We start from the raw sequence: 26497 nt of genomic DNA on the forward strand, positions 1-26497 counted from the left end.
GATACCGAACTGCCCGAGCTCGAGATGGCCGAGGAAGGCTGCTGCGGCGGTTGCGATTGCAGCGGCGACTACGTAGAGGTGCCGGTCGAGGTCGCGATCCTCAACGCCGTGCAGGGCACCATCGGCACGAACCCGGCCGTTGTCTCCGCCGCGCGCGGCATGTCGCACTTCGGCGAGCACGCGCTCGGCTGGATCGGCATCGCCGCCGCTGGTTGGCTGGTCGACAAGCCGCGCCGCCGCCAGTGGGCCGGTGTCGCGGTGGGCGCGGTCGGCGCGCACGCGGCGTCCATCGTGATCAAGCGGATCGTCCGGCGTCCGCGCCCCAACGATCCATCGGTGCAGGTCAACGTGTCGACGCCGAGCAAGCTGAGCTTCCCGTCCTCGCATGCCACGTCCACTACGGCCGCGGCGGTGTTGCTCGGCCGACTGACCGGGCTACCCTTGCCAGCGGTGATCGTCCCACCGATGCTGCTGTCCCGGGTTGTGCTCGGGGTGCATTACCCTTCCGACGTGATCGCCGGTTCCGCTTTGGGGGCCGCGTCGGCTGCTGCCGTGCTAGCCGCCGAGAAGAGACTTCGACAGTGACCGCAACTGAAAGAACTTTGGCCAAGATGAGCGAAGAACCGTCCGCCGCCGTCCTCGACGAGGGTGCTGTGAAGGGCCCGCCGAAGACGCTGCTCGGCGGTGTCATCAAGGCCATGCGCCCACGTCAGTGGGTCAAGAACGTGCTGGTGCTCGCCGCGCCGCTCGCTGTCGGGCCGGAAGCGGTCGGCGATGCGGGCGTGCTCGTGCATGTCGCGATCGCGTTCATCGTGTTCTGCATGGCGGCCTCTGGCATCTACCTGGTCAACGACTCGCTCGACGTCGACGCCGATCGGGCGCATCCGACCAAGCGGTTCCGGCCGATCGCGGCGGGCGTCGTGCCTGTCAACCTGGCTTACGCGCTGTCGGCGGTGCTGCTGATCGGCTCGATCGCCGGTTCGTTCCTGGCGTCCTGGCACCTGGCCGTGGTGATGGCGATCTACATCGGTATCCAGCTGGCCTACTGCCTCGGTCTCAAGCACCAGGCCGTGCTCGATATCTGCATCGTGTCCTCGGGCTTCCTGCTGCGTGCCGTCGCCGGTGGCGCGGCGGCCGGGATCGCGCTGTCGCAGTGGTTCCTGTTGATCATGGCGTTCGGTTCGCTGTTCATGGCAGCGGGCAAGCGCTACGCCGAGCTGGCGATCGCGCTGGAAACCGGCGCCAAGATCCGCAAGTCGCTCGAGTACTACACCCCGACCTACCTGCGCTTCATCTGGACGCTCGCGGCCACCGCGGTCGTGGTCTTCTACGGCCTCTGGGCCTTCCAGCAGGACTCGGCTCGAGACACCCAGTGGTACTCGATCTCGATGATCCCGTTTACCATCGCAATCCTGCGTTACGCGGTCGACGTCGATGGTGGCGAGGCCGGTGAACCCGAAGAGATCGCGTTGGGGGACCGCATCCTGCAGTTCCTCGCTATTGCCTGGATCGGAGCGGTAGGTGTCGCTGTCTATCTCACCTGACGAGATGTTGGTAGCGGAGCAGGATTCAACCGAACACGAGCAGCTACGCGACGACGAGTCGCCGCGTAGCGACGCGCGCTTTCCGGTGCTGTCCCGCGCCATCTTCGTCGGTGGGATCGTCTTCACCGCCGTGCTGTTCACCGTTGGTGCGTGGCAGCGGCGCTGGATCGCCGATGACGGCCTGATCGTGCTGCGCACGATCCGCAACCTGCTCGCGGGCAACGGCCCGGTCTTCAACGCCGACGAGCGGGTCGAGGCGAACACCAGCACCGCGTGGACCTACCTGGTCTGGTTCTTCTCCTGGCTCACCCAGGCCCGCCTCGAGTACGTGGTGCTCGGGGTGGCGCTGGTGGTGTCGGTGCTCGCGGTGGTGTTCGCGATGCTCGGCACCGCGCGGCTGTGGGGCGGAACCGCTGGTCAGCTGCTGATTCCGGCCGGTGTGCTGGTCTATATCGCGCTGCCGCCCGCCCGTGACTACGCGACCTCCGGGCTGGAGAGCGGTCTGGTGATCTGCTGGGTCGGGCTGCTGTGGTGGCTGCTGATCCGCTGGAGCCAGGCCGCAGTTGTCCGGGTGCCGAGCCTGTTGGGTCTGGTGTTCCTGGCCGGACTCGCACCGCTGGTTCGTCCCGAGGCCACGCTGGTCGGTGTGCTCGCGCTCGGGATGATCTTCCTGGCGCCGATGCCCGCGTTCCGGTTCGGACCGATCGCGTTGCGCGCGCTGATCGTGTTCGTCGCCGGGATCGTGCCGGTGGGCTACCAGATCTGGCGGATGGGCTACTACGGCCTGCCCTACCCGAACACCGCGGTCGCCAAGGACGCGGGCGGCGCCAAGTGGAGTCAGGGCGTCACCTACCTGTGGGACCTGGTCGGCCCGTACTACCTGTGGATTCCGCTGCTCGTACTGCTGATCGCCGGTGTGGTGGCGGGTTTCGCGCGCGGTTTCGCCCGGCCGCGGTTCTCGGTGGCGGGTCTGCGCGCGTGGCTGCGCTCGCCGAGCGCGGTGGTGGTGATGGTGCTCGGCAGCGGCGTGCTGCTCACGGTGTACGCGGTGCGCGTCGGTGGCGACTTCATGCACGGGCGGATGCTGCTCACCCAGCTGTTCCTGCTGCTGTTGCCGGTGGCCGTCGTGCCGATCCCGTTGCGCTTGCGCAAGAGCGACTGGTCCGTTGTGGTGCTGCTGGTAGCGCTGATCGGGACGGCGGGCTGGTCGATGTACGCGGCGAGCACCACCGCCATCACGACCGGTACCAAGATCCGCTCCTCCGGCATCGTCGACGAGCGCATCTACTACGTCCTCAACACCGGCCACGATCACCCGATCCTGGCCGAGGATTACCTCGACTACCCGCGCATGCGGGCCATGGTCAACGACATCGCCGCCAATCCCAAGGGCGGCCTGCTGCTGAACTCGCCGGCGTACACGTTCTGGTACCTCGATCCGCCGCCGGAGCCGATCCCCGAGGGCGGCGCCGGGCACACGGTTTTCTTCCTGAACCTGGGTATGACCAGCATGAATGTGCCCCTCGATGTGCGCGTCATCGACCCGATGGGCCTGGCTTACCCGCTGGCCGCGCATTCGGACCGGCTGTCGGACGGGCGCATCGGCCACGACAAGAGCCTCTACCCGGACTGGGTGGTGGCCGACTCGGGCATGGTCGACATCCACCCGTGGATGCCCTGGTACCTGGACGAGAAATGGGTCACCCAGGCCCGCACCGCCATGTCGTGCCCGCAGACCCAGGCGCTGATGATCTCCACCCGCGAGCCGATGACGCTCGACCGTTTCAAGCACAACCTGCGCAATGCCATGACGTTCTCGAAGTACCGCATCGACCGGGTACCGAAGTACGAGATCCAGCGCTGCGGGCTCGTCGATCCGTTCCCAGAGCCGCCTCGCTGAGGGGTGTTCATACCCATCGACCTATGATCTACACCGGCTGACCAGGGGTGAATTAGTGGTGTATGCCGCTAAATCACTTTTCGGTAACGCCAAGCTATCGATGTAGCGATATGGTCACTGAAGAACGGCCCGTCGGCGCACTGGTGTGCCGGTTATCCAGTCGGCGGTCATTGCAACCGCGGCTCCGCGCGAGCCGCATGAGGAAAGGCCCATAACAGAATGCGTGGCGGACGTCTCAGAGCCCGGGGAGCCGGTTGGCTCAAACGATCGGTGCTGCTCTCCCTGGCTGTCGTGTTGCCGATCGGAGCGGCGGTGGCCGGTCCGACCGGGACCGCGTCGGCGGCCTTCGACCCGACCGGTTTCGACTTCTGGGTCGATTCGGAGATGGGCCCGATCAAGTCGCGGATCTTCCGCGCGGCCGATGGCAACACCAATCGGGTCGTGTACGCGCTCGACGGTATGCGCGCCGGCGACGACCTCAGCGGCTGGGAGAAAGACACCAATGTCGCCCGCGCGCTGATGAACGCCAATATCAACGTGGTGATGCCGGTCGGCGGCCAGTCCAGCTTCTACGCCGACTGGAACGCGCCGAGCAGCTTCTTCGGCCTCGACGCCGGTTCGGGTGGTAGCTCCACCGGTTCGGCGGCGACCGGTTCGGCGATGACCGGTTCGTCGGTCGCCCCCGTTCAGGTGGCGGGCAAGAAGAACACCTACCGGTGGGAGACCTTCCTCACGAGCCAGCTGCGCAACGCGCTGTCGGCGCGGCTGGGCTTCAACCCCAACAACAACGGCGTGTTCGGCCTGTCGATGGGCGGTTCCGCCGCGCTCACGCTGGCGGCCTACCACCCCGATCAGTTCAGCTTCGCGGGCTCGTTCTCCGGGTACCTGAACATCTCGGCACCCGGTATGCGTGAAGCTATGCGCGTGGCGATGGTCTCGGCCGGCGCGTTCAATATCGACGCGATGGCGCCGCCGTGGGGCCAGCAGTGGTTCCACATGGATCCGTTCGTGTTCGCCCCGCGTCTGGTCGGCAACGGCACCCGTATCTGGGTCTCCGCGGCCAGCGGTATTCCCGGTGCGGGCGATGTGTCCAACCCGATGGAGATCGTCCAGGGCGTCCCGCTGGAGCTGCTCGCGATGGTGAACAGCCGCGCGTTCCAGGTCCGCATGGCCACCCTCGGCGGCGGCAACGCCCACTTCGACTTCCCGATCACCGGCGTGCACAACTGGCGCAACTGGGAGACCGAAGTCAACCGCATGATCCCGGACCTGTCCGCGAACATCGGCTAGTCACTCCAGCTCGACCCGAAAACCGCCCGGTGCCTCGTCAGCACCGGGCGGTTTTCTCGTTTGCGTCACGATCCGAGCCTGGGGCGGTGACGAATCATGTCCGACGGATCACCGGTAGTTGTGCTAGGGGTCACTTTCCAGCAACATGTAGACCATTCGTCACCGATTTATTCACAGTGAGCATGCGTCGAGGTTGAATCGTCCGTTTTGCCCTGGATTGGTTCCTCGCGACGTCCGATGAGGGATCCGACTGCGTAGCTCGGGGTTTGCGCGTTCGGTCTGCGAGAAAGGTCTAGTCGAATGCGAACACTGCGCCGCACGCGTGGACCCGTGAAGACAGCCGCTCCTGGTTCGTGGGCTCGGCGTTGGGCCGCGGGCGTATCCATGGCTCTGCTCGTTCCGATCGCGACGGCCGTCACCGAGGGAATCGCCCCGGCCTCGGCCGGTTTCAACGGCAACGCCTTCGACTTCTGGGTCGATTCCGGGATGGGGCCCATCAAGTCGCGCGTGCTGCGCGCCGCCGATGGCAACACCAATCGCGTCGTCTACGTTCTCGACGGCATGCGCGCACCCGAGAACCTCAACGGCTGGGAGATCGAAACCGATATCCCCAACGCGCTCGCCGCGGCGAATATCAATGTGGTGATGCCGGTCGGCGGTATGTCGAGCTTCTACGCCGACTGGAACGCGCCGAGTGAATTCTTCGGTATCCCGGCCGGTGGTGCGCCGTCCTCGGGTTCCGGCGCGGGCAACGCGCTGGCAGGCGGGCCGGGTAAAAGCTACCGCTACCAGTGGGAATCGTTCCTCACCGGTGAGCTACGCAATGCCCTCGCCGACCGCCTCGGTTTCAACCGCTTCCGCAACGGTGTGTTCGGTCTGTCGATGGGCGGCTCGGCCGCGCTCACGCTGGCCGCCTACCATCCGGACCAATTCTCCTTCGCCGGTGCGTTTTCGGGCTATCTGAACATCTCGGCCCCCGGCATGCGCGAGGCGATCCGGCTCGCGATGCTCGACGCGGGCGGCTACAACGTGGATTCCATGGCACCGCCGTGGGGCCCACAGTGGTTCCACATGGATCCGTTCGTGTTCGCCCCCAACCTGGTCGGCAACAACACCCGATTGTGGATAGCGGCGGGATCGGGCCTGCCGACCAGTAACGACGGCCCGAACATGGGCACCGTCAACGGAATGGCGCTGGAAGCCCTGGCCCTGGCCAACACCAAGGCTTTCGAAGTGAGGATGGCGACATTGGGCGCCCGTAACGTCACCTACTCTTTCCCGGCGTTCGGTATCCACGCCTGGAACAACTGGAATGACGAAGCACTACGGATGATCCCGGATTTGTCCGCCAACATCGGATGAACATCAAGAACCTGCACCCGAAATTCGCGGTGCCGGTTCACAACGTCCAGACCACCGAAGCGACCGGCACATAAGCACCCGAGCCGACTACGCCACCCCCTCAACCCCGCGACCACGGATTTTCGGCCGCCTCGGATCCGAGGGGCGAGACGGAACGCCGAAGGCGCAGTATCGCCCCTCGGATTCGAGGCCCCCCGGGCCGAAAATCCCGCGGCGCCAGCCGCCAATAACCCTGCCCTTGCGGTTAATTCGCGGGTCGAATATCCTCCAGCGAGCGTAAGTGTGACCAGATCGTTGTTTCATCCGTCTGATCGACCGGGCTGTCGGGGCAGCGTCGAGGGCGGTAGACGTGTCTGGCATGCCATAACAGCAGAAAGAGAGCGGAATTCTCATGCGTTTCGGCAAGGCCGTCGCGCCGGCATCTCGTGGTTGGCGTAATCGAATTCTAGCTGTCGGCGCTGCAGCCCTGGTGCTGCCGATCGCCGCGGGAGCGGCCCCGACCGCGCTTGCCGCACCGTCGGTGTCGGCACCCGTGCTGCGCGCACCGGCCGGTGGCTACGAAGAACTCATGGTGCCCTCGAAGATGGGCCCGGTGAAGGTCCAGGTGCAGTGGGCGCGCAACGGCGGCAACGCCGCGCTCTACCTGCTCGACGGCCTTCGTGCCCGTGACGACCGCAACGCCTGGTCGTTCGAGACCAACGCGATGCAGCAGTTCAGCAACGACAACGTCACCCTGGTGATGCCGGTCGGTGGCCAGTCCAGCTGGTACGCCGACTGGACCGCCGCCAGCAATACCAACGGCCAGAAGACCACCTACAAGTGGGAAACCTTCCTGACCGAAGAGCTCCCGTCCTTCCTCGAGGGCTACGGCGTGTCCCGCAAGAACAACGCGGTGCTCGGCCTGTCGATGTCGGGCCCGGCGGCGCTGCGTCTCGCGGCGCTGAACCGCGATCAGTTCAAGCACGCGTCCTCGCTCTCGGGCCCGCTGAACTGGGGCGCCCCCGGCATGCGTGAGGCCATCCGCGTGATGATGCTCGACGCGGGCCGGTTCAACGTCGATGCCATGGCTTCGCCGTGGAGCTCGGCGTGGCTGCGGATGGACCCGATGGTGTTCGCGCCCGAGCTGCGCGGCCTGCCGATGTTCATCTCCTCGGCCAACGGCCTGCCCGCCCAGCACGACAACCCGGCCGGTCTGGGCGGTGCCTACAACACCGCCAACGCGATGGGCATCGAGGCCATCTCGTTCGTGAGCACGCTCGCGTTCCAGCGTCGCCTCAACACCCTCGGCATCAACGCCGTCTACGACGTCGGCGCCTCCGGTACCCACTCGTGGAAGTACTGGGAAGACGAGCTGTGGAAGGCGCGTCCGCACATCCTGAATGCGCTGGGCGCCTAGCAGTTTCCGCTCAGCAACTACTCGAAGACCGGCTCACCCCCAGGGTGGGCCGGTCTTTTTGTTGTCTCCACGGCTCGCGTGTCCTCCCCAGTTATCGGTCGTCACTGCGGTACAACCGACAGTGATGCTGTGTCCCAATTCCGGGATGGGAAGGGTAGGGCCGCGCGTGATGGAACATCGTGTCTCGGTTCATAGCTGGTCAGCGTCGATGCTGCGGATTCTCGGCATCGCGGCCATAGCAGCGGCTCTGCTCGCGCCGACCGTCACCGTTCCCGCGCAGGCGCAGTCCGGCGTATCGGCGGTGCAGCGGGTGGACTGGCTCTCGGATCGGCGGGTGGCGCTGTGGGTGTACTCGGCCGCCATGAAGACCCCGATCCAGGTGCAGATGTTGTTGGCGCGGGATTGGAACGCGCGGCCCGACGCCAAGTTCCCGATGATGCTCATGCTCGACGGTCTGCGCGCGCAGGACGACGAGAACGGCTGGACCAAAGACGCCGACGCCGAGGGCTTCTACGCCGACAAGAACGTCAACGTGGTGCTGCCGGTGGGTGGTCAGTCGAGTTGGTACTCGGACTGGCTCGCGCCCGACAACGGCTTCACCTACAAGTGGGAGACCTTCCTGACCAAGGAACTCCCGCCGATCCTGGAGCGCGACTGGCGAACCACGGATGTGCGTGGCGTACAGGGACTTTCGATGGGCGGCACGGCGGCGATGAACCTCGCGGGCCGCAATCCGGGGCTGATGAGATACGTGGCCTCGTACTCGGGCCTGCTCACCACGACGACACTGGGGATGCCGCAGGCGATCACCTTCGCCAACAAGGACGCGGGCGGCTTCGACGCGGGCGCGATGTGGGGCCCGCCCGGCGGCCCCGAGTGGGAGGCCCACGACCCGTATCTGCTCGCCGACAAGCTCAAAGGCGTGAGCATGTACGTCTCCAGCGGCAGTGGCCTGGCCGGTTCGCACGATCAGCTCGGCGAAGTGCCGTTGATGAGCGAGAACTGGGCGGGCACCGGCCTGGAGATCCTCTCGCGCCTGTCGACCCAGAATTTCGTCGCCAAGCTCGAGAAGCTGGCGATTCCGGTCCAGGCGAATTACCGTCCCGCAGGCACGCATACGTGGCCGTACTGGGATTTCGAGATGCGTCAGTCGTGGGCGCAGGCCGCCGCGGCGCTCGGCACCGATCCCGGCGGCGCCACCTGCGCACTGGGTGGGGCGATCGCCGGGGTCGCGCAGGCGGCGAACTGGCTGGGTAACTGCCTCACCGCCGAATACCCGGCGGGCGCCGGAGTGGTGCAGGACTTCCCGAACGGCCGGGTGTTCCATTCCGCCGCGGCGGGCACCCACGCGGTGGCCGGGCGCATCGGCGGCACCTATGCCGGTATCGGCGGCGCGTACTCACCGCTCGGCCTGCCCAACGGCGACGAGCACGCCCTGCCCGACGGACGTGGGCGCATGCAGACCTTCGAAGGCGGCTCGATCTACTGGACCCCGCAGACCGGCGCGCAGGTGATCCGTGGCGCCTTCCTGACCGAGTGGGGCAAGCAGGGCTTCGAGGGCGGTCCCGCCGGCTATCCGGTAGCCGCCGAGGCACACACGCCCAGCCGCGACGGCTCGGTACAGGCCTTCGAGCACGGGCCGATGTTCTACAGCGCGGCCACCGGCGCGCACCGGGTGCAGGGCTTCGTCCTCGACAAGTACAGCCAGCTCGGCTTCGAGAACAGCCCGCTCGGTTTCCCGGTCGCCGAGGAGGCGCCGCTGAAGGATCTGGGCCGCTACAGCCGGTTCGAGGGCGGCAACATCTATTGGAGCCCGCTCTCGGGCGCCTGGTCGGTGCGCAATGGCGCGATGGCCGAGGCTTGGGGCGCGCAGGGATTCGAGAACGGCAGGTTGGGGTACCCGGTGAGCGACGAGTTCGCGGTTCCCGGCGGAATCCAGCAGAACTTCCAGACCGGGTTCATTGTGCTGCGGGACGGCAAATCCGAAGTCCACGGGGTGTGAGCTCGGGCTGAGAACTCTCTGAGCTTCCCCGCGCGGTGCCCGGCGCCGCCGGTTGTCCGGCTAGCCTGGTCTGCGACCGCTTCCCTGACGAACGATCGAGGAAAGACATCTTCATGCATCGGATCCCTGGCACGGTAGCCGGAACGGTCGCGGCCCTGGCTGCCGTCGCCCTGTTGTCCGCCTGTGGCGGCAACGACTCGACCGCGTCGCAGACGCCCACCCTCTCCAGCAGCGCCGCCGCGAAGGCGACCACAACGCCGCCCGTGGTCATCGAGCCGCCGGCCGAGGCCCCGTCGAGCTCCGCGCCGCCGACCAGTGCGTCCGCCGAGGAGCCGACGCCCCTACCGCAGACCAGCCCCGCCGCGCCCGCGAGCGGTAAGGACAAGGCGTTCCTGAACGAGCTGGCCAAGAACGGGATCACCCCGGGCGACCAGACGACCGCGATCACCACCGCGACCTACATCTGCTCCACCAAGGGCACCGGCGCCAGTGAGGCCGACGTCGCCACCTTCGTGGCCGCGATGGCCGGGACCGACCCGGCATTCGACGCGTCGAAGATGGATGTCAACAAGGCAGCACAGGTCTACATCGCTGCCGCGAACGCCACCTACTGCTAGTGACGCCCCGACCGACGCGACGCTCCCGCGGGTTCTGGCCCGCGGGGTGCTTCACCGTGCTGGCGCTGCTCGTGCTGGCGATCATCGTCATCGTGCTGCTCTGGTACCTGCTGGCGGGCCGGTTGAAGGAGCCGGGGCCGACGCCGCCCGGCCCGCCGCCGCCGACGTCGCAGTCGGCCGAGTGCCCCGATGTGATGATGCTCTCGATTCCCGGCACCTGGGAGTCGTCGAGCACCGACGATCCGTACAACCCACACGCGAATCCGATCTCGTTGATGCTCAGCGTCTCCGAGCCGCTGCGCGCGCAGTTCCCGGACAACCGGCTCGAGGTGTACACGGTTCCGTACGTGGCTCAGTTCTCGAACCCGATCGCGTTCCCGCCCGACGGCCAGGCCTCCTACAACAACAGCCGTACCGAAGGCACCGCGCGTGCCACCGACGTGCTGGCCCAGCGTCACAAGGAATGCCCGTTGACGAACTTCGTCATCGCGGGCTTCTCCCAGGGCGCGGTGATCGCCGGTGATGTGGCCGCCCAGATCGGCGCTGGCAACGGCCCGATCCCGGAGGCCAATGTGCTCGGCGTGACAGTGATCGCCGACGGCCGTCGCACCGCGAGCGGTCCAGGTCAGCCCACCGAGATCGGTGACCCGCCGCCCGCGGGCGAGGGCGCCGAGGTGGCGCTCAAGGGCGTCAATGTGCCCGGGATCAGCATGACCGGCCCGCGACCTGGCGGTTTCGGCACGCTGGCGCCGAAGGTGTATTCGGTCTGCGCGCCCGGCGACATGATCTGCGACGCGCCGCGCCAGGCGCTGAACCCGGCCAACGCGCTGGGCAGTCTCGCGGCGTTGATCCGGTCCGCGGGTAATCCGGTGCACGCGCTGTACGCCTCGAACCGGGTGGACAGCAACGGCACCACGGCCACGCAATGGACGGTGAATTGGGCTGCGGGGCTCATCGAGAACGCGCCACATCCGCCGCATTCCTGATGGAGTTGTCACAGTCACAGTGGGGGCATGATTGCCATGGATCATGCCTCGCTGTGACATCCGCACGCCGGATCGCTCACACGCTGTAAAGTGCGCTGGGAATTGCGCCCGAGTACACACCAGCCAGGAGCGAAGAGTTCATGACCGAAGCTGCCGCACCCGTCGGTGAATTGACCGCGCTGGGTACGCCGCCGCGTCCGTTCCGCTTCGGAGCGGCCGGAGAGGGCAACAAGCAGGAGGGCGGCGCGCGCAAGTTCGTTCAGACGGCGCAGGAAGCCGAAGAGATGGGTTACGACACCTTCTTCGTTCCTGATCACCTGGGCGATCAGATCGGCCCGCTCGCCGCGCTCGGCGCACTCACGCAGGCCACCTCCAAGATCCGCCTCGGCACCTCGGTGCTGGCCAACGGTCTACGCCATCCGGTCGTGGTCGCCAAGGAGCTGGCCACCCTCGACGTGCTGTCGAAGGGCCGTCTCGAGGTCGGCGTGGGCGCGGGCTGGATCAAGGAGGAGTTCGACAACGCGGGCATCCCGTTCGAGCGCCCCGGCATCCGGCTGGAGAAGCTCGACGAGTCGCTGACCATCCTGGACACGCTGCTGCGCGGTCAGGAGTGCAATTTCGAGGGCAAGCACTACCAGGTCCGTGGCATCAAGGGCACGCCGCGCCCTCGGCAGGGCCCGCGCCCGCCGCTGTGTACCGGCGGCGGCGGTCCGAAGATGCTGGCACTGGCGGCCAAGCACGCCGATATCGTCTCGGTCGTTCCGCAGACCACCAAGAACGGCAAGGGGCTGCTCTCGGGCATCACGCTCGAGAAGACGATCGAGAAGGTCAACATCGTCAAGGCCGCTGCCGGTGACCGGTTCGCCGATATCGAACTGAACTGGGCCATCACCGCCATCGTCATCACCGACGATCGGGAGAAGACCGCCGAGATGGCGCTGCGCGCGATCGAACGCGGGTTGCATCCCGACCTCGAAGTCGACGTCGAACTGACCGTCGAGGAGATTCTGAGCTCGCCCTACATCGCGATCGGCACGTTCGAGGAAATCGCCGAACAGGTCAAGCGTGTGCGCCAACTCACTTCGATGTCGTACGTGGGCATCTTTCCCACCCAGATGGACGCTTTCGCGCCTGTCATTCCGCTGCTGCGGGAGGACTGAGCGGGGGCTCTCTGTAACATGACTCTGGTTTGAGAACATTTAGCCGATAGCGGTCACCGCGCAGACCGCTTCGAAAATCCGCAGGCTGTCGACGCACGTTCACGTGAGTTCGACGTCCGGTGGCGATATAGCGAGTCGAGGCCGCAGAGCTTGTCATCGCGTCCTCGCAAGGAGAAGAAGGAATGGAAGAGACTTTCGACGACTACCTGGACGCAACCGGGAATATCATCATTCCCGAGGGCCGGACCCTGGTCGATCACGTCGAGAAGCACACCCGTAACGACGCGAATACGCTCGCGTACCGCTACATCGACTATTCGCGGGAACGCGACGGCGAGGTGCAAGAGCTGACCTGGCAGGAGTTCGGCGTACGGCTGCGCGCGGTGGCCGCTCGCCTGCAACAGGTGACCAACCCGGGCGACCGGGTCGCGATCCTCGCGCCGCAGGGCCTGGATTACGTGATCTCCTTCTTCGCGGCGATCTACGCGGGCACCATCTCGGTGCCGCTGTTCGATCCCGACGAGCCGGGTCACACCGACCGCCTGCACGCCGTCCTCGGTGACTGCGAGCCCTCGGCGATCCTCACCGCGACCTCCTCGGCCGCGGGCGTGCGCCAGTTCTTCCGCTCGCTGCCCGCCGCGCAACGCCCGCGCATCATCGCCGTCGACGCCATCCCGGACACCCTCGGTGACTCCTGGGTGCGCCCCGACACCGCGATCGACGACATCGCCTACCTGCAGTACACCTCGGGTTCCACCCGGGTGCCCGCCGGTGTGGAGATCACCCACCGCGCGGTCGGCACCAACCTGCTGCAGATGATCAACTCGCTGAACATGAACGAGAACTCGCGTGGCGTCACCTGGCTCCCGCTGTTCCACGACATGGGTCTGCTCACGGTGATCCTGCCCGCGGTCGGCGGCAAGTTCATCACCATCATGTCGCCGAGCGCGTTCGTGCGCCGTCCGTCGCGCTGGATCAACGAGCTGGCCGCCGTCTCCGACGGCGCGGGCACGTTCGCCGCCGCGCCGAACTTCGCGTTCGAGCACGCCGCCGCGCGTGGGGTGCCCAAGGCGGGCGAGTCACTCGACCTGTCGAATGTGATCGGTCTGATCAACGGGTCCGAGCCGGTGACGGTCTCCTCGATGAAGAAGTTCAACGAGGCGTTCGCGCCCTACGGGCTGCCCAAGACCGCGATCAAGCCCTGCTACGGCATGGCGGAGGCCACGCTGTTCGTCTCGGCTACCCGCGCCGAGGACGAGGCCAAGTACGTCTACGTCGACCGCAACGAGCTCAACGCGGGCCGCATGGTGCGCGTGGACCAGTCCGACGAGACGGCCATCGCGCAGGTGTCGTGTGGTTACGTCGGGCTGTCGCAGTGGGCCGTGATCGTCGATCCGGAATCGGCGGACACCGCGCAGGGTCGCGAACTGCCCGACGGTCATGTCGGCGAGATCTGGCTGCACGGCAACAACATGGGCATCGGTTACTGGGGTCGCCCCGCCGAATCCACCAAGGCGTTCCGCAACAAGGTCACCGAGCCCATCGAAGGCGGCCACGCCGACGGCACCGATCCCGATGCCGACTGGATGCGGACCGGCGACTTCGGCGTGTACTTCGAAGGCGAGATCTACATCACCGGTCGCGTCAAGGACCTGGTGATCGTCGACGGCCGCAACCACTACCCGCAGGATCTGGAGTTCTCCGCGCAGGAGGCGTCCAAGTCGCTGCGGCCCGGTTTCGTCGCCGCCTTCGCGGTGCCCGCCAACCAGCTGCCCGCCGAGGTCTTCGCCGCCGACAGCCACTCCGGCCTGAAGTTCGACGTGGACGACGCGTCCGAGCAGCTGGTGGTCGTGGCCGAACGTGGCCCCGGCGCCGGTAAGGCCGACCCGGCCCCGATCGCCGACGCGGTTCGTGCCGCGGTTTCGATGCGTCACGGCGTGACCGCTCGTGACATCCTGCTGGTCCCCGCGGGTTCCATCCCGCGTACGTCCAGCGGCAAGATCGCCCGGCGCGCCTGCAAGGCCGCCTACCTCGAGGGAACGCTGCGCGGTGGTTACACCCAGCAGGCTTTCCCCGATGCACCGGAAGAGTAATTGGCTCGACACGGAAACGACGCCCGGCCTGCCCTGTGCATGCCGGGCGTCGGTTCCACGGCGCGCCCTGTACACAGACAGGTAGCTTGAGGACTGATGGCTGACAACGATGGCGCCCAGAATGAAGACCGTGCGATGACTCCTTCCGGTGACAACGCGACCCCGACGAGCGGCGAGCTTTCCGTGGCCGAGCTGCGCGAATGGCTGCGCCGCTGGGTCGCCGAGGCGACCGGTCAGTCGGTCGACGCGATCACCGTCGACCGGCCGATGGAGGAGTTCGGGCTCGCCTCGCGCGATGCGCTCGCCCTCGGCGGCGACATCGAGGACCTCACCGGCGTGGTGCTGACCCCGACGGTGGTTTACCAGCATCCGACCATCGCCTCGCTGGCCGAGGTCATCGTCAACGGCGAGCCGGAGCCCGAGCCCGAGGACTCCTCGGAGTACACCGCCGCGTTCGCGCCGTCCGAGGCCCACGATGTCGCGGTGGTCGGTCTGTCCACCCGGCTGCCGGGTGCGGGCACCACGCCCGAGTCGACCTGGGAGTTCATCATCGGGCGCGGTGACGCGATCCGGGAGCTGCCCGAAGGTCGCTGGTCGGAGTTCCTCACCGATCCGTCCGTGGCCAAATCCATCGACCAGGCCAACACTCTCGGCGGCTACCTGGACCAGGACGTCATCAAGGACTTCGACGCCGAGTTCTTCGCGATGTCGCCGATCGAGGTCGAGCAGGTCGACCCACAGCAGCGACTGATGATGGAGCTCGCCTGGGAAGCGCTCGAGCACGCGCGCATTCCGGCCAGTGACCTCAAGGGCGGTCAGGTCGGCGTGTTCGTCGGCTCGTCCACCAACGATTTCCAGATGGTCGCCTCGCTCGGTCTCGGCGACACCGATCCCGACGCGCCCGCCTCATCTCGCGGATACGCGCTGCTAGGCGGCTCGACCGGCATCATCGCCAACCGCGTCTCCTACTTCTACGACTTCCGTGGCCCGTCGGTCACTGTCGACACGGCGTGCTCCTCGACCATCGTGGCCGTGCACCAGGCCGTGCGCGCGCTGCGCAGCGGCGAGGCCGAGGTGGCGCTCGCCGGCGGCGTGAACATGATCCTGGCCCCGGTGATCACCCTCGGTTTCGACCAGAACGGTGCCGTCGCCAAGGACGGGCACATCAAGGCGTTCTCCTCCGATGCCGACGGCATGGTTCGCTCCGAGGGCGCGGGCATGGTCGTGCTCAAGCGTCTGGCCGACGCCGAGCGTGACGGCGACAACATTCTGGGTGTCATCAAGGGTTCCGCGGTGAATTCCGACGGCCGCTCCAACGGCCTGTTCGCGCCCAACCCCGACGCACAGGCCGACGTGTTGCGCGCCGCCTACCGCGACGCGGGCATCGTCCCCAACACCGTCGACTACATCGAGGCGCACGGCACCGGCACCCCGATCGGCGACCCGATCGAAGCCGAGGCGCTGGCCCGGGTGATCGGTCGCGGCCGTGACGCCGACAAGCCCGCCCTGCTCGGTTCGGCCAAGACCAACTTCGGTCACCTCGAGTCCGGCGCGGGCGTGGCGAGTCTGGCCAAGGTGCTGATGTCGTTCCAGCACAACGTGATTCCGCCGAACATCAACTACGCGGGCCCGAGCCCCTACATCCCGTTCGAGCAGGCCAATCTCAAGGTCGTCGACGAGGCCACCGAGTACCCGCGCTACAGCGGCGTCGCGACCGTCGGCATCTCCGGCTTCGGTTTCGGCGGCACCAACGCGCACGTGGTGCTCCAGGAATATGTGCCGACGCCCCCGGTCGTCGAAGACGTCACCGCCGCGCAGCTCGCCGCCGTGCAGGTCGAGGGCGAGGAGACCACCGGTGTGGTCGCCGAGGCCGTCGCGATCACCGCGGCCGCTGTGGAGCCGGTGCCGCCGGTCATCGAATGGGACGGTGCGCGCGACGAGCCGCTGCCCGTGGTCCTCGCCGTTTCCGCCTACCTGCCGTCGCGTCGCAAGCGCGCCGCCGCCGAGCTGGCCGACTGGCTGGAGGGCGCTGGCGCCGAGGTGCCGCTGACCGATGTCGCCCGCTCGCTGGCCAAGCGCAGCCACCAGCGCTCGCGCGGTGTGGTGGTCGCCAAGACCCGCGAGGAGGCCGTCGCGGGCCTGCGCGCCATCGCCGAGGGCAAGCCGGGCGCCGGTGTGTTCACCGCCGATTCGCCCGCGTCCAACGGTCCGATCTGGGTGTTCTCCGGTTTCGGTTCCCAGCACCGCAAGATGGCCAAGCAGCTCTACGGCGAGAACTCGATCTTCCGCGAGACCGTCGACGAGGTCGACGCGCTGGTGCTGGACGAGGCGGGTTACTCGATCCGCGAGATGTTCCTCGACGACGAGCAGGACTACGACGTCGGCACCTGCCAGGTCGGCATCTTCACCATCCAGCTCGGCCTCGCCGCGTTGTTGCGTGCCCACGGCGCGGAACCTGCTGCGGTGGTGGGTCATTCGATGGGTGAGGTGGCCGGCTCCTACATCGCCGGTGGCCTGACGATCGAAGACGCGGTGCGCGTGATCTGTGCCCGCTCGCGCCTGATGGGCGAGGGCGAGCAGATGCTCACCGACGACGAAGTGCGCAATATGGCACTGGTCGAACTCAGCGCCCACGACGTGGCGCTGCTGCTGCCGAAGTACCCGGATGTGGAGTGCGCGGTGTACGCGGCGCCGACCAACACCGTCATCGGCGGTCCGCGTGAGCAGGTCGAGCAGATCGTGGCCGAGGTCGAGGCGATGGGCAAGTTCGCCCGCATCCTACCCACCCGTGGCGCGGGCCACACCTCCCAGATGGACCCGCTGCTCGGCGAACTCGCCGCCGAGCTGGCGGGTATCGAGCCGACCTCGCTGAAGATCGGCCTGTACTCCACGGTGCACGAGGGTCTGTACTTCAAGCCCGGTTCCGATCCGATCCACGACGAGCCCTACTGGGTGAAGAACCTGCGCCACAGCGTGTGGTTCACCAACGCGGTGAAGGCGGCGGTCGACTCCGGGCACACCACCTTCCTCGAACTGGCGCCCAATTCCGTTGCGCTGATGCAGGTTCTGGGCACCACCTTCGCGGCGGGCGTGCACGACGCGCAGCTCATCCCCACGCTCAAGCGCAAGGAGGACGAGTCCGCCGGTGTGATCGCCGCGCTCGCCCAGCTCTACGTGCACGGTCATGCCGTGAACCTGAGTTCGCTGTTGCCGGCGGGTGATTACGCCGATGTGCCGCGAACCGCGTTCGTGCGCAAGGAGTACTGGCCCAAGGTCTCGATGTCCTCGGGCGGCGGGAACACCCGTGTTCCCGGCGCGCACGTGGCCATGCCCGACGGCAGGCACGCCTGGGAAATCCAGGCAGCCTCGGTCAGCGATCTCGCCGCGCTGGTGAAAGCCGCTGCCGCACAGGTCCTTTCCGATGTCGCGGTCTCGGTTTCACATCCGCACGCCGCACTGCCCACAGCGGGCACGCTGACCACCACGTTGACTCCGCACCTCGGTGGCGCGTCGGTGCAGGTGCACGCCAAGTCCGGCGCCGGGTTCACGCTGCTGTTCGACGCGGTGGTCACCTCCGGTGCGGCGCTGCCTGAACCGGTTGCCGCCGTTGCGGTCGCGGCTGTCGAAGTCGCGCCCACCGCCGCCGAGATCGCCATCGCCACCGGCGACCGCTGGAGCGCCGACAGCGGCGAGACCATCGAGCAGCGGCTGTGCGTGATCGTCGCCGAATCCATGGGTTACGCCGTCGAGGATCTCCCGATGGAGATCCCGCTGATGGAACTGGGCCTCGATTCGCTGATGGCCATGCGCATCAAGAACCGCGTCGAATACGAATTCGACATCCCGCAGTTGCAGATCTCGGCCGTTCGTGACGCCAGCCTGCACGAGGTGTCGAAGGTGCTGCGCTACGCGATCGAGCATCGCGACGAGGTCGCGGCGATGGCGGAGAAGCAGGCTGCCGCCAAGGCCGCCGGCGAGGATGTCGAACTGGGTGTCGACGCCAACTTCGTCGAGGCCGCTCGGGCCGCGATCGCCGCCGGTGCGGATCCGCTGGCGGTGGCGAAGCAGGCCGAAGCCGCGCTGTCGCCGGAAGCTGCTGCTACCGAACCGGTTTCGGATGCCGCGCCGACAGATGCCACTGCTCCGGTTGCTGCTGACGCAGGTGCCGCCGCCGACGTCGCGACTGCGGCCGAATCGGTTTCGGAGCAAACCGCCGCCGAGCCGGTTGTCGCTGACATCGACTACTTCGCCGACGCCGCGGCCGGCGGCGAGGACAACGTTCCGCCACGTGACGCGCCCGAACGCCTGACCTACGCCACCTGGGCTGTCGTCACGGGTGCTTCGCCCGGTGGCCTCTTCAACACCCTGCCGATCCTCGAGGAGGAGGTCGCCGAGAAGGTGGCGGCGCGTCTCACCGAGCGTGTGGGTGCCGAGGTCACGGTCGACGACGTGCTCGACTGCGAGACCATCGAGCAGCTCTCCGATATCGTGCGCAACCTCCAGGACAGCGGCGCCGACGTGGAGGGCTTCATCCGCCCGCTGCGTGTCCGTCCCGAGGGTTCCGACACCGTCCCGCTGTTCGTTTTCCACCCGGCCGGTGGCAACACCCTGGTCTACGAGCCGCTGATGAAGCGACTGCCCGCCGACACCCCGGTCTACGGCTTCGAGCGGGTCGAGGGTTCCATCGAGGACCGTGCGCGCGAGTACCTTCCCGAGCTGCGCAAGATCCAGGGCAACGGTCCGTATGTGCTGTACGGCTGGTCGCTCGGTGCGGTGCTGGCCATGCAGGTGGGCCAGTTGCTGCGCGAGGAAGGCGCCGACGTGCGCCATGTCGGCCTGATCGACCTCGCGATGACGGTCGAGGGCGAGGACAACAGCCCCGAGGAGCGCGTGCGTCGTCTCGAGCGCTACCAGGCGTTCGCCAAGAAGACCTACAACGTTCCCAGCACCCTGGATCGGGAGCAGATCGAGGAACTGGCGGCGGTGTCCGACACCGAGCAGTTCTCGATGATCAGCGACCTGATCAAGCTCTCCGGAGCGAAGATCCCCGGCGGAGTGCTCGAACACCAGCGCACCTCGTGGCTGGAGAACCGCGCCCTGCTGGCGGTGGAGCCGCGACAGTACGACGGAGCTGTCGTGCTCTACCTGGCCGATCGCTACCACGATGGTGCGATCGAGCTCGAGCCCCGTTTCGCCGATCGCAGGCCGAACGGCGGCTGGGACGAGTACGTTCCGAATCTCGAGGTCGTCCACATTCCGGGCGACCACCTGCAGATCGTCGACGAACCGCGGATCGGCCAGATCGGTGCCGACCTCGCCGCCAAACTGGCCGCGATTTCCGCTGAGGGAGAATAAGTCAGTGAGCACGACCGCCGAGAAGCTTGCCGATCTACACGAGCGGCTCGAGCTCGCCAAGGAACCCGCGGGCGAGAAGGGCATCGCGAAGCGGGCGCACAAGGGCATTCCCAGCGCCCGTGACCGGATCAACCAGCTGCTCGATCCCGGCACCTTCGTCGAGATCGGCGCGCTGGTGCGCAAGCCCGGCGACCCGACCGCCCTCTACGGGGACGGCGTGGTCGTCGGCCACGGCAAGGTCGAGGGCCGCCCCGTGGCGGTGTTCTCCCACGATCAGACCGTGTACGGCGGCTCGGTCGGTGAGGCGTTCGGGCGCAAGCTGTGCGGCCTGATGCAGTACGCGTCGAAGGTCGGCATTCCGCTGGTCGGCATCAACGATTCCGGCGGCGCGCGCGTGCAGGAGGCGATCAGTTCGCTGGCCTGGTACGCGTGGATGGCGACCAACCTCGAGCCGCTGTCGGGCATGGTTCCGCTGGTGTCGGTGATCCTCGGTAACTGCGCCGGTGGCGCGGTGTACGAGCCGATCTGCACCGATGTGGTGGTCGCGACCGAGTCGGCGCACATGTTCGTCACCGGCCCGAAGATCATCAAAGAGGTCACCGGCGAGGACGTGAGCCTCGAGGAGCTCGGCGGTGCGCGCACGCAGGCCCAGTACGGCAACATCCACCACGTCGCCAAGGACGAGGACGCGGCCTTCACCTGGGTGCGCGAATACCTGGGTTATATGCCGAGCAGCTGCCAGGAACTGCCGCCGGTGGTGAACCCCGGTCTCGAGCCGGAGATCACCGACTCCGACCGTGAGCTGAACTCGTTCATGCCCGATTCCGACAACGCGGGCTACGACATGTACGACATCCTGCTGCGCATCTTCGACGACGGTGAGTTCAAGGAGATCAGCGCCGACACCGGCCAGAACATCATCACCGGTTACGCCCGCATCGACGGCCGCACCGTCGGCGTCGTCGCCAATCAGCCGATGTCGGCGGCAGGCGCGCTCGACGCCCGCGCCTCCGACAAGGCCTCGCACTTCGTGCGCCTGTGCGACGCCTTCGAGATCCCGCTGATCTTCGTCGTCGACACCCCCGGCTTCCTCCCCGGCGTGGAACAGGAGAAGGTCGGCGTCATCAAGCGCGGTGGCCGCTTCCTGTTCTCCTACGTCGAGGCCTCGGTTCCGAAGATCACGCTGGTGGTCCGCAAGTCCTACGGCGGCGGCTACGCGGTGATGGGCTCCAAGCAGCTCGGCGCCGACATCAACCTCGCCTGGCCCACCGCCCGCATCGCGGTGATGGGCGCCGAGGGCGCGGTGAGCCTGCTCGGCGCCGCCCAGATCGCCGCCGCCCCCGAAGAACAGCGCGCCGCCATCCGCCAGAACCTGATCAACTTCTACAACGAGAACGTCGCCACCCCCTGGATCGCCGCCGAACGAGGCTTCATCGACGCCATCATCGAACCGGCCAGCACCCGCCTCGAACTCCGTCGCGCGCTGAAGTTGCTCCAGGACAAGCAGATCCAGCGCAACCCGCGCAAGCACCACGTGTTGCCGCTCTAGCTCGAACCGAGAACGGGCCGCCACGGAAAACCTCCGCGGCGGCCCGTTCGCGTATCCGGGGCCGCGGCAGGTGGCCGATGACCCGTGGGCATCACTGTGAACACCGAACCTTTGAAGGCTTCGGTCTCCTGAGGGTGCGATGGACCCGACCCGGCAGCTTCGGTGATGAGGTCGCCGAGGCGATGTGCCGGGTCGACCGGTCAGCGCGGGTAGTTCGGGTACGCGTTGTACCCGGAGCCAGGTTGCGGGAACTGCTGATTCGGGGCGGGCGGCTGATACGCGGGCGTGCCGTAACCGGGCGTCGCCTGAGGCCACTGGCCCTGTGCCTGCGGTGCGCCGTAAGGGGCGGCCTGGGGCCACTGGCCCTGTGCCTGTGGTGCGCCGTGCGGGGCGGCCTGGGGCCACTGGCCTTGGGCCTGTGGTGCGGCGTACGGGGCGGCCTGGGGCCACTGGCCCTGCGCCTGCCCAGCGGGCGGGAAACCCTGCGGTGTGGCGGCCACCCGGCGCGCCCGGCGCGACCGGAGATTGCTCCGCAGCCAGAACGCGGAGCCCACGCCCATCAGCGCCCCGCCGCCGACCATCAGCCATCCGGTGCGTTTGTTCTGGGCTTCTTGTTCGGCGGCGTCACGCTCCACCGATGAGCCCTTGCTGGTGGTCACACAGATCTGGCCCGCCGACATGGACTTACCGTTGCAGTCGGCACCGCTGTTGAGAGTGGCGATTCCGCCGAAAACGAGAACGCCGCCGAACACTATGCCCAGCACCGAGTAAATAAGGTCTTTCACTTGCTCCCCCAAGAACTTCGATCAGTCGAGACACAATACCGCTGTCCGTGAAACCCGCGCGATCGCATCGGCGATCATGCGACAGCCGCGCGCTCCGGCGCAGATCGAAATCGGGCCGCCACCGAGTAATTCGGTGGCGGCCCGGCGCATTGCGTCGAGAAATTAAACGACAGAGGCGGATTCGATGGTGACGTCGTCGACGGGAACGTCCTGGTGGGGGCCCGCGCTGCCGGTGGTGACGGCGGCGATCTTGTCCACTACCTCGAAGCCGTCGGTGACCTTGCCGAAGACGGCGTAGCCCCAACCCTGGCCCTGGGGAGCGGTGTGGTTGAGGAAGGCATTGTCGGAGATGTTGATGAAGAACTGGGCGGTGGCCGAGTGGGGGTCGTTGGTGCGGGCCATCGCGACGGTGTATTTGTCGTTCTTCAGGCCGTTGGTGGCCTCGTTCTGAATCGGCGCCTGCGTCGGCTTCTGCTTGAGGCCCGGCTCGAAGCCGCCGCCCTGCACCATGAAACCGGGGATGACGCGATGGAACACGGTGCCGGCGTAATGGCCCGAGTTCACGTAGTTCACGAAGTTGGCGACCGTGTTCGGCGCGGCCTGGTCGTCCAACTCGAGCACGATCGGTCCGTAATTGGTTTCGAGATTCACCTTGGTCATGGCGTCGAGTCTAGGGAAGAGAACCGCGTAGGCGTGCGACCCCTCACAAGTACCGAGGGACAGCTAGCATGTCGAACCGTGCCAGACGCCGCTACACCTGTTCTCTCCAAGCCCGCTGCCGAGCCGGCGGCCGCCGCGAAGGACTTCCGGACCGCGCGATGGATTGCGATGGTCGCCGGGGTCCTCGGCGCGCTGTTCGCGGTGGCCACGCCGTTTCTGCCGGTCACTCAAACGACCGCGCAACTGAACTGGCCGCAGAACGGCTCGCTCGCGAACGTGCAGGCGCCGCTGATGTCGCAGGTGCCGATCGATCTGACCGTGTCGATTCCGTGTAGTGCGGTGTCGGCGCTGCCCGAGCAGGGCGGCATGCTGCTGGCGACCGCGCCCCCGCAGGGCGATCGCGCGGCGTTGGAGGCGCTGTTCGTGCGCGTCTCCGATACCGCGGTCGATGTGGTGGATCGCAACGCGGTGGTCGCGTCGGCGGACCGGTCGGCGATGGCGGGATGCTCGGCGATCGTGATCAAGTCCGATCAGAACCGTACGAGTGCGGAGTTCGTCGGGTTGACCAAGCAGGTCGAGCGGCCGATCGCCGGTGCGCCGGGTGCGGTGGAAACCGTGCAGGTGCCCGTGCAGGGCCAGCTCGCCGGTGACCTGCGGCCGCAGATCGTCGGCGTGTTCACCGAACTGAAGGGCGAGGTGCCGCCGGGTCTTTCGCTGACCTCGACGATCGACACCCGCTACTCGTCGAGCCCGTCGGTGATCAAGCTGGTCGCGATCATCGCGGCTGTGCTGTGCACCCTGCTGGCACTCGCCGCGCTGGGCCGCCTCGACGGCAGCGACGGGCGTGGGCACCGCCGCTTCCTGCCGCGTAACTGGTTGAAGCCCACCTGGGCGGACGGCGCTGTCGTCGGCACGCTGCTGGTCTGGCATTTCGTCGGTGCCAACACCTCCGACGACGGCTACATCCTGTCGATGGTGCGCGTGGCCCCCGACGCGGGCTATATGGCCAACTACTTCCGCTGGTACGGCGTGCCGGAGGCCCCGTTCGGCTGGTACTACTACGTCATCCAGGTGTTCGCCGAGATCTCCACGGCCAGCCCGTGGGTGCGCGTACCCGCGCTGATCTGCGCGATCCTGTGCTGGATGGTGATCAGCCGCGAGGTGGTGCCGCGCCTGGGCAACGCCGTGAAGCGCTCGCAGGTGGCGCTGTGGACCGGCGGCCTGGTGTTCCTGGCGTTCTGGCTGCCATTCGACAACGGCCTGCGCTCGGAGCCGATCGTCGCCCTCGGCGCACTGCTCACCTGGGTTTCCATCGAGCGCGCCATCGCCACCGGCCGCCTGCTGCCCGCGGGTATCGCGGTGCTGATCGCGGCGTTCACCCTCGCCGCCGCGCCTACCGGCCTGATGTGTGTGGCCGCGCTGCTGGCCGGTATCCGGCCGCTGGTGCGGATCATCGTGCGTCGTCATCGCCAGTTCGGCACGCTCCCGCTACTGGCCCCGATCGCCTCGGCGGGCGTGCTCGTGCTCACGGTGGTCTACGGCGACCAGACCTTCGCCGGCATCCAGGAAGCCAACCGGGTTCGCCAGGCCACCGGCCCGAACCTCGCCTGGTACGAGGACTACCTGCGCTACTACTACATGTTCGTCGAGACCGTCGACGGCTCGCTGGCCCGTCGTTTCGCCTTCCTGGTGATGCTGCTGTGCCTGTTCACGACGTTGCTGGTGTTGCTGCGCCGCCGTCAGGTGCCGGGAATCGCGTCGGGTCCGACCTGGCGGCTGATGGGGATCGTCTTCGGCACGATCTTCTTCATGATGTTCAACCCCACCAAGTGGACCCACCACTTCGGCGCCTACGCGGGCATCGCGGGTGGGCTCGCGGCGGTGACGGCGGTGGCGGTCTCGCAGAGCGCGCTGCGCTCGCGCAAGAACCGGGCGATCTTCCTGGCCGGATTGCTGTTCGTGCTGGCGTTGTCGTTCTCCGGTATCAACGGCTACTGGTATGTGTCCAGTTACGGCGTGCCGTGGTTCGACAAGACCATCTCCCTGCGTGGCATCCACTCGAACACGGTGATGCTCATCCTGTTCGGCGTTGCCCTCGCCCTGGTGGGCTGGTACGCGCTGCGCGAAGACTATGTGAAGCCGGTGCCTTCGGCGAAGACCAAGCGCGGCAAGCGGATTCGTAAGTTCGCCGCGATCCCGCTCACCATCGTGGTCGGTCTGATGGTGCTGTTCGAAGTGCTCTCGCTGGTCAAGGGCGCGACGCAGCAGTACCCCGGGTACTCGCTCGGCCGCTCCAACATCGACGCGCTGAGCAACAACTCCTGCGGCCTGGCCAACGACGTGCTCGTCGAATCGGACCCGAACGGCGGCAGACTAGAGCCGATCGTCGACCCGGCCCGTCCGTTCACCGACCCCAACGACCCGCTCGCGGGCACCGGCTCGGTCGGGTTCACGCCCAACGGTGTGCCGGGCGACCTGTCGGCCGACGCGGTCGAGGTGAAGCCGGGCACCGGCAACACCAGCAACCAGTCGGTCGGCGCGGCCTTCGCCGAGGGCGAGAGCGCGGGCACCGGCGGTGGTGAGGGCGCGCTGGGCATCAACGGTTCCACCGTGGCGCTGCCGTTCGGCCTCGACCCCGCGCGGACCCCGATTCTCGGCTCCTACCAGGAGGGCATGCAGCAGCCCGCCCACCTGGAGTCGGCCTGGTACGGTCTGCCCGCCCGCTCGGACGACTCCCCGCTGGTGGTGATCAGCGCGGCCGGTCGCATCGCCTCCAAGGACGACTCCGGCTCCGACAAGTACGGCCAGGCGCTGTTCGTCGAGTACGGCACTCGCAACCCCGACGGCAGTGTCACCACGCTCGGCGCCTATCAGCCGCGCGATATCGGCCCCGCGCCGTCGTGGCGCAACCTGCGCGTGCCGCTGGCCGACCTGCCCGCCGAGGTGAACGCGGTGCGCGTGATGGCGAACGACCCGATCCTGATCGGTGATCAGTGGTTGGCGTTCACCCCGCCGCGCGTGCCGAAGCTGCAAACCCTTGACACCTTCATCGGCCGGGATCAGCCGGTGCTGCTGGACTGGGCCGTCGGCCTGCAGTTCCCGTGCCAGCGCCCGTTCGCGCACAAGAACGGCGTGGCCGAGGTGGCGAACTATCGAATCCTGCCGGACCGCCCGCTGGCGATCTCGTCCACCGACACCTGGCAGGCGCAGGAGTTCGGTGGCCCGCTCGGTATGACCCAGATGCTGGCGGCCCGGGTAACCATCCCGACCTACCTGAAGGACGACTGGGCCCGCGACTGGGGCTCACTGGAACGCTACGACCAGTACGCGCAGGCCACCCCCGCGAAGCTCGAGACCGATACGGCCTCGCGAAACGGCCTGTGGACCCCGGGCCCACTGCGGGTCTTCTGACCTCGGCCGGACAGTAAAAGGCGCGGATCACGTTTGTGGTCCGCGCCTTTTGGTCGATGGGGGACAGGAGTCAGACGTTGAGCATGCGACGGTTCAGGTCGCGGCGTAATACCTCTTGTGAAGGCAGTCTTTCCAGTACCCGCATTACGGCCGGTCGTAGTTCTTGCTTCTCGTCGTTGCTGAGCAACTCGACGAGATCTCGTAGATCCATGTCATCGAAGGCTCCTGTCATACCCACAAGGGTACGTGCTCAAACGTGCAGGCACAGGACCTTTACCATGGCATTTACAGGTGTTTCATCAAATCGAAACCCTAACGGGCGCTGAGGGTTTCATGAGAGACCTGCATCAATGCCCGGTCACTGCCCTTACGCTGCCAGTGTCTCTA

Annotated in this window: 17 protein-coding genes; 14 read left to right on the forward strand and 3 right to left on the reverse strand. The window is 67.1% G+C overall.

All coding sequences use genetic code 11. The features are described 5' to 3' along the window. Window positions 1-24: 24 nt before the first annotated feature. The 13 genes from NA12_RS24290 (at window position 25) to NA12_RS24350 (ending at window position 21254) form a co-directional block, all read left to right on the forward strand. A complete protein-coding gene (locus tag NA12_RS24290) occupies window positions 25-585 on the forward strand; it encodes a phosphatase PAP2 family protein (RefSeq protein ID WP_243654840.1) in 561 nt (186 codons plus the stop codon). A gap of 26 nt (window positions 586-611) precedes the next feature. Next, on the forward strand, window positions 612-1544 hold the full coding sequence (locus tag NA12_RS24295; protein ID WP_067455770.1) for a decaprenyl-phosphate phosphoribosyltransferase: 933 nt from the start codon (window positions 612-614) through the stop codon (window positions 1542-1544). A 4-nt stretch (window positions 1545-1548) separates the two neighbouring features. Further along, on the forward strand, window positions 1549-3444 hold the full coding sequence (locus tag NA12_RS24300) for an arabinofuranosyltransferase AftB family protein (RefSeq protein ID WP_067455771.1): 1896 nt from the start codon (window positions 1549-1551) through the stop codon (window positions 3442-3444). Window positions 3445-3663: 219 nt separating this feature from the next. Continuing rightward, a complete protein-coding gene (locus NA12_RS24305) occupies window positions 3664-4734 on the forward strand; it encodes an alpha/beta hydrolase (RefSeq protein ID WP_067455773.1) in 1071 nt (356 codons plus the stop codon). Window positions 4735-5034: 300 nt separating this feature from the next. Further along, the gene (locus tag NA12_RS24310) at window positions 5035-6096 is read left to right on the forward strand and encodes an alpha/beta hydrolase (protein WP_084473065.1); all 1062 of its coding nucleotides are present in this window, start codon (window positions 5035-5037) and stop codon (window positions 6094-6096) included. 391 nt (window positions 6097-6487) lie between these two features. After that, entirely contained in the window at window positions 6488-7492 is a 1005-nt protein-coding gene (locus tag NA12_RS24315) for an alpha/beta hydrolase (protein ID WP_067455778.1), read from the forward strand. A 169-nt stretch (window positions 7493-7661) separates the two neighbouring features. Further along, window positions 7662-9494 (forward strand): alpha/beta hydrolase-fold protein, encoded by a 1833-nt coding sequence (locus tag NA12_RS24320; RefSeq protein ID WP_243654841.1) that lies wholly within the window; start codon window positions 7662-7664, stop codon window positions 9492-9494. Between the two features lie 113 nt (window positions 9495-9607). Further along, the gene (locus tag NA12_RS24325) at window positions 9608-10111 is read left to right on the forward strand and encodes a DUF732 domain-containing protein (protein ID WP_067455788.1); all 504 of its coding nucleotides are present in this window, start codon (window positions 9608-9610) and stop codon (window positions 10109-10111) included. Then, entirely contained in the window at window positions 10105-11097 is a 993-nt protein-coding gene (locus tag NA12_RS24330; protein WP_371856020.1) for a cutinase family protein, read from the forward strand. The genes NA12_RS24325 and NA12_RS24330 overlap by 7 nt, the downstream gene beginning before the upstream one ends. Before the next feature lie 140 nt (window positions 11098-11237). Next, the gene (locus NA12_RS24335; RefSeq protein WP_067455793.1) at window positions 11238-12257 is read left to right on the forward strand and encodes an LLM class F420-dependent oxidoreductase; all 1020 of its coding nucleotides are present in this window, start codon (window positions 11238-11240) and stop codon (window positions 12255-12257) included. Between the two features lie 182 nt (window positions 12258-12439). Beyond that, the gene (fadD32, locus tag NA12_RS24340) at window positions 12440-14350 is read left to right on the forward strand and encodes a long-chain-fatty-acid--AMP ligase FadD32 (RefSeq protein ID WP_067455798.1); all 1911 of its coding nucleotides are present in this window, start codon (window positions 12440-12442) and stop codon (window positions 14348-14350) included. Window positions 14351-14446: 96 nt separating this feature from the next. After that, window positions 14447-19705 carry a polyketide synthase Pks13 gene (gene pks13, locus NA12_RS24345; RefSeq protein ID WP_067455802.1) on the forward strand — a complete coding sequence of 1753 codons (5259 nt, stop codon included), beginning with the start codon at window positions 14447-14449 and terminating at the stop codon, window positions 19703-19705. Between the two features lie 4 nt (window positions 19706-19709). Next, window positions 19710-21254, forward strand: coding sequence for an acyl-CoA carboxylase subunit beta (locus NA12_RS24350; RefSeq protein WP_067455804.1), 1545 nt, complete (start codon window positions 19710-19712; stop codon window positions 21252-21254). 200 nt (window positions 21255-21454) lie between these two features. Here NA12_RS24350 and NA12_RS24355 read toward each other — a convergent pair whose 3' ends face one another. Beyond that, window positions 21455-22039 (reverse strand): hypothetical protein, encoded by a 585-nt coding sequence (locus NA12_RS24355; RefSeq protein ID WP_132369748.1) that lies wholly within the window; start codon window positions 22037-22039, stop codon window positions 21455-21457. Between the two features lie 162 nt (window positions 22040-22201). Next, window positions 22202-22699, reverse strand: a complete 498-nt coding sequence (locus NA12_RS24360; protein WP_067455807.1) for a peptidylprolyl isomerase — start codon at window positions 22697-22699, stop codon at window positions 22202-22204. A gap of 78 nt (window positions 22700-22777) precedes the next feature. On the opposite strand from NA12_RS24360, the gene NA12_RS24365 reads away from it, so the two are divergent. Beyond that, entirely contained in the window at window positions 22778-26110 is a 3333-nt protein-coding gene (locus NA12_RS24365; RefSeq protein ID WP_067455811.1) for an arabinosyltransferase domain-containing protein, read from the forward strand. A gap of 70 nt (window positions 26111-26180) precedes the next feature. Here NA12_RS24365 and NA12_RS33845 read toward each other — a convergent pair whose 3' ends face one another. After that, on the reverse strand, window positions 26181-26342 hold the full coding sequence (locus NA12_RS33845) for a hypothetical protein (protein ID WP_156677619.1): 162 nt from the start codon (window positions 26340-26342) through the stop codon (window positions 26181-26183). Between the last annotated feature and the right edge of the window lie 155 nt (window positions 26343-26497).

This window comes from Nocardia alba NBRC 108234 (assembly GCF_001612665.1).
Lineage (GTDB): Bacteria > Actinomycetota > Actinomycetes > Mycobacteriales > Mycobacteriaceae > Nocardia > Nocardia alba.

Bases quoted from the DNA above. Each gene is read 5' to 3' on its own strand.
- NA12_RS24290 (WP_243654840.1), top strand. From the start codon at position 25: ATGGCCGAGGAAGGCTGCTGCGGCGGTTGCGATTGCAGCGGCGACTAC.
- NA12_RS24295 (WP_067455770.1), top strand. From the start codon at position 612: ATGAGCGAAGAACCGTCCGCCGCCGTCCTCGACGAGGGTGCTGTGAAG.
- NA12_RS24300 (WP_067455771.1), top strand. From the start codon at position 1,549: ATGTTGGTAGCGGAGCAGGATTCAACCGAACACGAGCAGCTACGCGAC.
- NA12_RS24305 (WP_067455773.1), top strand. From the start codon at position 3,664: ATGCGTGGCGGACGTCTCAGAGCCCGGGGAGCCGGTTGGCTCAAACGA.
- NA12_RS24310 (WP_084473065.1), top strand. From the start codon at position 5,035: ATGCGAACACTGCGCCGCACGCGTGGACCCGTGAAGACAGCCGCTCCT.
- NA12_RS24315 (WP_067455778.1), top strand. From the start codon at position 6,488: ATGCGTTTCGGCAAGGCCGTCGCGCCGGCATCTCGTGGTTGGCGTAAT.
- NA12_RS24320 (WP_243654841.1), top strand. From the start codon at position 7,662: ATGGAACATCGTGTCTCGGTTCATAGCTGGTCAGCGTCGATGCTGCGG.
- NA12_RS24325 (WP_067455788.1), top strand. From the start codon at position 9,608: ATGCATCGGATCCCTGGCACGGTAGCCGGAACGGTCGCGGCCCTGGCT.
- NA12_RS24335 (WP_067455793.1), top strand. From the start codon at position 11,238: ATGACCGAAGCTGCCGCACCCGTCGGTGAATTGACCGCGCTGGGTACG.
- fadD32 (WP_067455798.1), top strand. From the start codon at position 12,440: ATGGAAGAGACTTTCGACGACTACCTGGACGCAACCGGGAATATCATC.
- pks13 (WP_067455802.1), top strand. From the start codon at position 14,447: ATGGCTGACAACGATGGCGCCCAGAATGAAGACCGTGCGATGACTCCT.
- NA12_RS24360 (WP_067455807.1), bottom strand. From the start codon at position 22,699: ATGACCAAGGTGAATCTCGAAACCAATTACGGACCGATCGTGCTCGAG.
- NA12_RS33845 (WP_156677619.1), bottom strand. From the start codon at position 26,342: ATGACAGGAGCCTTCGATGACATGGATCTACGAGATCTCGTCGAGTTG.